Below are 6,222 nucleotides of genomic sequence, written 5' to 3' on the forward strand. Positions count from 1 at the left end.
CCTGACACGCGGACTAAGAAAGAAACACATACGCGAGGAGAAACTTGACGCGCGAATCAAGAAGAAATGCAAACACTAGAACCCGGAACGCGACTTAAGATATGCCCTAGCAAACGCGTTAAGAAGAAACACTGAAACCAGGGCCTGTATGCTACCAAGCCGCAACAAATAAAACCGCTATTTCTTTTTATTATCAGGCGGCACAGGAACAAACGGAAACGTAGTAAATATATTACGCGTCTGATCCTGCATTTGATCCTGCATCTGCACAAACAGATTCTTGCTCTGGTCAATGTAATTGCTCATCATGTTCTGCAATACAGGCGTCTGTACGTTCATGAACTGAGCCCAGGCCTCGGGACCGAATTGGGTGCCCCCGTATACCCCTTTGGATTGATCGCCCATACGATCCTGGATATCCATGAACGCCTGGATATTTTTTTCCAGAAAAGAACCCATGATGCCTTGCATCGCATGACCATAAAAGCGAATGATTTGGGACAAGGCCACGGACGAAAACATCGGCACACCCCCGCTCTCTTCCTCGAGGATGATTTGCAAAAGTATGCTGCGCGTCAGATCCTGACCAGACTTCGCGTCGACAATCTGAAAAACCTCGCTATCCAGCACTAATTGCTTTACATCCGATAGCGTAATGTAGGTACTCGTTTTGGTGTCATACATGCGCCTGTTGGGATATTTTTTTATCAGGCGGACTGATGTTGGAGCTTCAGATTGCGTCATAACTTGGCCAAATACGTGATAAAGCGAGGAAGAAGGTAGCGGCTATGAAACACCAAACCAGTCTTTCGGAACGAATCATGCGTCAAATAACAATTTCCCAAAACTCGGAAAATAAAAAACACAATAGTGTTTGCCGAACGAATCGACAAACACTATAGGACTAAACCAGCAGCCAATGCTAGCCCATATGCAGGCCGCCATTAAGGGAGAAGTCGGCGCCGGTGGCAAACCCCGCATCGTCCGAAGCCAGCCAAGAGACCATGGAACCAATCTCTTCAGGCGTTCCCAGCCGCTTCACAGGTATGGTGGCGACAATTTTTTCAAGTACATCAGGGCGTATGGCCCTGACCATGTCGGTACCGATATACCCAGGAGAAATCGTATTGACGGTGACCCCTTTATTGGCAACCTCCTGCGCCAGAGCCATCGTGAACCCGTGGATCCCTGCTTTGGCCGTGGAATAGTTGGTTTGCCCAAACTGCCCTTTCTGCCCATTTACCGAACTGATGTTAATAATACGCCCCCATTGCTGGTCGACCATACCTTCAATCACTTGCTTGGTAACATTGAACAAACTATTCAAGTTGGTGTCGATCACTGCACGCCAATCTTCCTGACTCATTTTACGGAATAGCCCGTCGCGCGTAATACCCGCGTTATTGACCAGAACAGCTACCGGACCGAGTTCGTCGCGTACTTTCTGGAAGGCGTCAACAGTAGAGTCCCAATCGGACACATTGCCTACCGACGCATGAAATTTATAACCCAGCGCGGCTTGCTCATCGAGCCATTGCTTGAAATTGCGGCTGGGTCCACAACCGGCAACCACGGTAAAACCTTCTTTCGCAAGACGCTGACAAATGGAAGTCCCTATCCCCCCCATCCCTCCGGTCACATAAGCAATTTTGCTAGTCATTTTTGTGCTCCCTTTAAGTTTTCTTTGATGCTACGCATCATTGCCAGCCTGTCACTTTCATACAGCCCTTACTTTGACATAGTCGCCAGGTGCCGGCTGCACCGGCACATAACGCTGGTTGCCCAGTTTCTTGCGAGCACTCATCATGGGTCCCGACTGTGCGGCCAGCCAGTGTGCCCAATCTGGCCACCAGCTGCCAGCGTGCTCCGTGGCGTCGTTTAGCCAAGCCTGCGGATCCCCAGGGATCTCAGTGTGCGGATACTCTGCATCGTGAACCCAATAGCTGCGGCGTTTTTTCGCGGGCGGATTAATGACCCCTGCGATATGCCCCGAGGCCCCCAGTACGAACCGTAAGGAGCCCCGCAATATGCCGGTTGTGGCGTAAGCGGCCGCCCATGGCACGATGTGGTCTTCACGAGAACCATAGATATAGGCGGGCATCGACAGCGTGGTAAGGTCGATGGGATGGCCGTCCACCTTGACTCGCCCCGGAATTTTGAGGTTGTTTTCCAGGTAAGTATTACGGAAGTACCAAGTAAAGAAGGGGCCCGGCAAATTGGTGCCATCGGCATTCCAGAACAACAAGTCGAATGCCGCCGGAGGCTCGCCTTTCAGGTAGTTACTGACGACATAATTCCAGACGAGTTCGCTGGGCCGCAAGAATGAAAACGTCGTGCCGAGTTCTTTAGCTGGCATCAAGCCGCCTTGCCCTAGCTGGCGCTCGCGCGCCTGAGCATGGAACTCATCGACAAAGACATCAAGCACGCCAGTCTCATTGAAGTCGAGCAAAGTCGTCAACAAAGTAAGCGAACCTACCGGGTCCTTGCCCTGGGCATGGGCCAATGCCAGCGCTGACGCCAGCATGGTGCCGCCCACACAAAACCCAAGCGCATTGACCTGCTTTTGACCGGTGATATCGCAAGCGACATCGATGGCCTGAAGCACACCGTGCTGAAGATAATCGCCCCATGTCGCCCTGTCTATGCCATCGGAATCAGACGCCTGCGGATTGCGCCAGGAAACCAGAAATACCGTGAACCCTTGTTCAACGGCATGGCGCACGAAAGAATTTTCAGGCTGCAGATCAAGAATGTAGAATTTGTTGATGCACGGAGGCACGATTACTAGCGGCTTTTGATGGACCTTGGCGGACAAAGGCGCATACTGGATAAGCTGCATGACCGGGTTTTGATAGACGACCGAACCTTCACTAAGGGCGATGTTTTCCCCCAGCTCGAAGCGCGACTCGTCGGTTTGCGTAAGACGCCCTTTCCGGATGTCGTTAAGCAGGTTGCACATCCCTTTTTGCAGGGACTCGCCATGCGTTTCCATGAGCGCCAGTTGGGCTTCGGGATTGGTCACCATGAAATTGGTGGGCGACATCGCCTCGACCCATTGCATCACCGAAAAGCGCAAGCGATTGCGTACGGGCTCGCTGACCTGCGCGGCATCCACCATTTGATTCAAAGTCTTGGCCGATAACAAATAGGCGTGCGCTGAAAGCAAATACCCCGGACTCGATTCCCAAGCCTTTGACGCAAAGCGCCGGTCAGATGGCTTTTCCAGAATACCTTGTTGGGCTTCGGCTGCAATGCGCAGCCATTCACGTGCGAACTCGGCCTGGATCTGGGCGAGTTGATCAGGTGCCACGCTTACCGGAATTGGCCACTCGGATGGATACGAAGCACTCATTTTCTACATACCTTGCACGTTTCAAAAAGCTTGGTATCCATGGTGGATTGCAATTAAAAAGCTGTCAATCAGGGTAAGTCGCTACGCTGTTTTCCCCTATGCAATACTGCAGCTTCGTCAGCAAGCCACGCCACCGTCACCAAACGTCCGGTGCGCGCTTGGCGACGGTATGAATAAAACAAATCAGGCCGGGAGAACGTGCAATGACCGCTAAGTTCTATGCTGTCCACCCCTGCCTTGTATAAACGGTGACGCGCCAAAGCAGGAAGATCCGCCAGCCACTTCTGGCCTGGAATTTTCTGGGCGAAAAACGCGGCGGTTTGCTCGTCCTGACCGACAAAGGCCTCATACACGTCGGCACCCACCTCGAAATGAGGCTGACCAATAGCCGGGCCTATCCAGGCGCGCCAGCCTGCACTTTCGGGAGATCGATTGCGCAAGGCCAGCATGGTTTGTTCCAGCACCCCGGCAGCCAAGCCTCGCCACCCCGCATGCGCGAGGCCCAGCGCACGGCCATCGTTGCTGGCTAATACCACGGGCAGGCAATCCGCCGTCATGATGGCCAGCACCCTATTTTGCTGAGTGGTAACGGCGGCATCCGCATCAGGCGGAACCACGACACCCTCTGATGCGATAGGCGCTAATTGATCTGCGTCAAAAACCTTTGCCCCATGCACCTGATTCAGCCATACAGGATCACCCGGCAGACCAGCACGCAACAACTGACGGTTGGCAATGACATCGGCATGATCGTCGCCGGTATGCAACCCCACATTCAGCGAAGCCCAAGATTCACCACTGACCCCACCCTGGCGCGTGGTACAAAAATAATTTACGCCCTGCCAAGGCAGGCCTGAAACGGAAGCGATGGCGGTGGAGGGCATCAGGCTTCCCATGTAATGCTATCAAGAACCTGTTGAAAATCTTCCGGCAAAGGAGCCTGAAAAGACACCCTTTCGCCTGTAGAAAAATCATCGAAGCTAAGCGCCCGGGCATGCAGCAGTTGCCGCGCCGCGCCGCCGACCAGCTTGCCGCCATACAAGACATCGGCGACCAAGGGATGGCGCAGGCTCATCATGTGGACACGTATCTGATGGGTGCGGCCCGTTTCCAATTTGCATACAACTTCGGTAACCGAGATATCGTCGCCCAGGAATCCTGCTCGTATGGGTTCATAATGCGTGATGGCATTTTTTGGGGCTATAGGATTTTCCACAGCCATGCGTACCGGAACCCGCTGATCCCGACCGATGTCCATGTTCACCGTCCCAGGCCTGTTCAAGCGACCATGCACCAATGCAATATATTCACGGCTGACGGTTCGCGCCTGCAACTGCCGGATCAAGTGCGTCTGGGCCTTTTCATGGCGCGCCACGACCAACAATCCAGAGGTGTCTTTGTCCAGCCTGTGGACGATTCCGGCGCGCGCCACCTGAGAAAGCTCGGGGAACCGATATAACAACCCGTTCAGCAATGTACCTTGCCAGTTGCCAGCGCCAGGATGCGTTACCAAGCCTGCTGGCTTGTTGACGACGATCCAGTCAGGGCTTTGCGCCACCACACCGAAATCGACAGGTTCGGGGGTAAAAGCCAGTGATTCCGGGGGCGTTTGCTCCCAGACTACCAGTTTGTCGCCCGCATGAACCATTTGCTTGACACGACCTGGCTCGCCATTGACCAACACATGACCGCCTTCTATCCACCCTTGTAGTCTGCTGCGGGAATGCTCCGGAATTAATTGAGCCAGCACTTTATCGAGCCGCTCGGAAAGCGCTCTGAATGGGAGCTGGAACTCAAGGGGCTCGGAACCCTGTAAACTTTCTTTGGCGATATTTGTGTCAGGCATGGCGACAAATCATATAATCAGCCTGCAATGCTAACACCAAGGATGCTTTTGTGACTCGTCTTTACCCTAATCTATCTCGATTTCCCAGCCTGAAGCGGTTGAGCCACGCCGCGCTTGCCTTTGTTGCCGTCGTCCTGATCGCTGGATGCGGCACCATGAAGGCTGAACAAGATGTAACCGCCGGCTGGTCAGCCGAACGTCTTTACCAGGACGCCCGCACGGAAATCGCTGCTGGCAACTGGAAAGATGCGCGCACACGCCTTGAAGCCGTGGAAGCACGCTATCCTTTTGGCGGATACGCGCAGCAATCGCTTATCGACCAGGCCTATATCAACTGGAAAGATGAAGAGCCCGAACAAGCCCTGGCTGCCATCGACCGTTTTCAGCAACAGTACCCGAATCACGCTGGTACTGATTACATGCTGTACTTGAAGGGCTTGATCACCTTCACTCCCCCCAGCGCGTCGTTTACCAAGGTCACCAGGCAAGATCCTAGCGAACGCGACCCCAAGGGGCTGCGCGAATCCTATGAATCGTTCAACGAACTTATCAGTCGCTATCCCGACAGCCGTTATACCACCGATGCCAAGAAACGCGTGACGTGGCTGGTGGATACTATTGCACGCAACGAAGTTCACGTGGCGGAATACTATTACAACCGCGGCGCTTATGTGGCGGCGGTCAATCGTGCGCAAACCGTGATCACGGACTTTCAGGGAGTGCCGGTTGCCGAGCGTGCGTTATATCTTATTTACTTGTCGTACGATAAGCTGGGTATGACTGATCTGCGGGACGACGCCAAGCGGGTTCTCGATCAGAACTATCCTGATACCAAGTACTACGAAAACGGGCTGACCGAGTCAGTGAACAACTGGAATCCGATTAATTGGTTCTAATGGACTGATTCAGGATTGTTGGTTGTGGAAGTTGATCAGGCCTGTCGGGGTGTGTCTCTGGCAGGCTTTTTCAATGCTGTGGTCAAACGCTTCTGACGCTGTAATGGATCCGATGTTCTTAATAGGCG

Annotated in this window: 6 protein-coding genes; 1 reads left to right on the top strand and 5 read right to left on the bottom strand. The window is 53.4% G+C overall.

The annotated features are described in order from the left end of the window. Positions 1-177: 177 nt before the first annotated feature. From phaR to ABWO67_RS18675, 5 genes are all read right to left on the bottom strand, one after another. Positions 178-744, bottom strand: coding sequence for a polyhydroxyalkanoate synthesis repressor PhaR (gene phaR, locus ABWO67_RS18655; protein WP_353154623.1), 567 nt, complete (start codon positions 742-744; stop codon positions 178-180). A gap of 178 nt (positions 745-922) precedes the next feature. Continuing rightward, positions 923-1,660 carry an acetoacetyl-CoA reductase gene (phbB, locus tag ABWO67_RS18660; protein ID WP_353154626.1) on the bottom strand — a complete coding sequence of 246 codons (738 nt, stop codon included), beginning with the start codon at positions 1,658-1,660 and terminating at the stop codon, positions 923-925. A gap of 57 nt (positions 1,661-1,717) precedes the next feature. Further along, complete coding sequence (locus ABWO67_RS18665) at positions 1,718-3,352, bottom strand: PHA/PHB synthase family protein (RefSeq protein WP_353154629.1); 1,635 nt, start codon at positions 3,350-3,352, stop codon at positions 1,718-1,720. A 68-nt stretch (positions 3,353-3,420) separates the two neighbouring features. Further along, complete coding sequence (pgeF, locus tag ABWO67_RS18670) at positions 3,421-4,236, bottom strand: peptidoglycan editing factor PgeF (protein WP_353154632.1); 816 nt, start codon at positions 4,234-4,236, stop codon at positions 3,421-3,423. Next, the gene (locus ABWO67_RS18675) at positions 4,236-5,198 is read right to left on the bottom strand and encodes an RluA family pseudouridine synthase (protein ID WP_353154635.1); all 963 of its coding nucleotides are present in this window, start codon (positions 5,196-5,198) and stop codon (positions 4,236-4,238) included. Before ABWO67_RS18675 ends, pgeF begins: the two co-directional genes overlap by 1 nt. Before the next feature lie 98 nt (positions 5,199-5,296). On the opposite strand from ABWO67_RS18675, the gene ABWO67_RS18680 reads away from it, so the two are divergent. Beyond that, on the top strand, positions 5,297-6,094 hold the full coding sequence (locus ABWO67_RS18680; protein WP_502930055.1) for an outer membrane protein assembly factor BamD: 798 nt from the start codon (positions 5,297-5,299) through the stop codon (positions 6,092-6,094). Positions 6,095-6,222 lie beyond the last annotated feature (128 nt).

This window comes from Pollutimonas bauzanensis, from assembly GCF_040393045.1.
GTDB lineage: Bacteria > Pseudomonadota > Gammaproteobacteria > Burkholderiales > Burkholderiaceae_B > Pollutimonas > Pollutimonas bauzanensis_A.

Excerpts from the sequence above, each read along its gene's own strand:
- ABWO67_RS18665 (WP_353154629.1), bottom strand. The coding sequence starts at position 3,352 with ATGAGTGCTTCGTATCCATCCGAGTGGCCAATTCCGGTAAGCGTGGCA.
- ABWO67_RS18675 (WP_353154635.1), bottom strand. The coding sequence starts at position 5,198 with ATGCCTGACACAAATATCGCCAAAGAAAGTTTACAGGGTTCCGAGCCC.
- pgeF (WP_353154632.1), bottom strand. The coding sequence starts at position 4,236 with ATGCCCTCCACCGCCATCGCTTCCGTTTCAGGCCTGCCTTGGCAGGGC.
- phbB (WP_353154626.1), bottom strand. The coding sequence starts at position 1,660 with ATGACTAGCAAAATTGCTTATGTGACCGGAGGGATGGGGGGGATAGGG.
- phaR (WP_353154623.1), bottom strand. The coding sequence starts at position 744 with ATGACGCAATCTGAAGCTCCAACATCAGTCCGCCTGATAAAAAAATAT.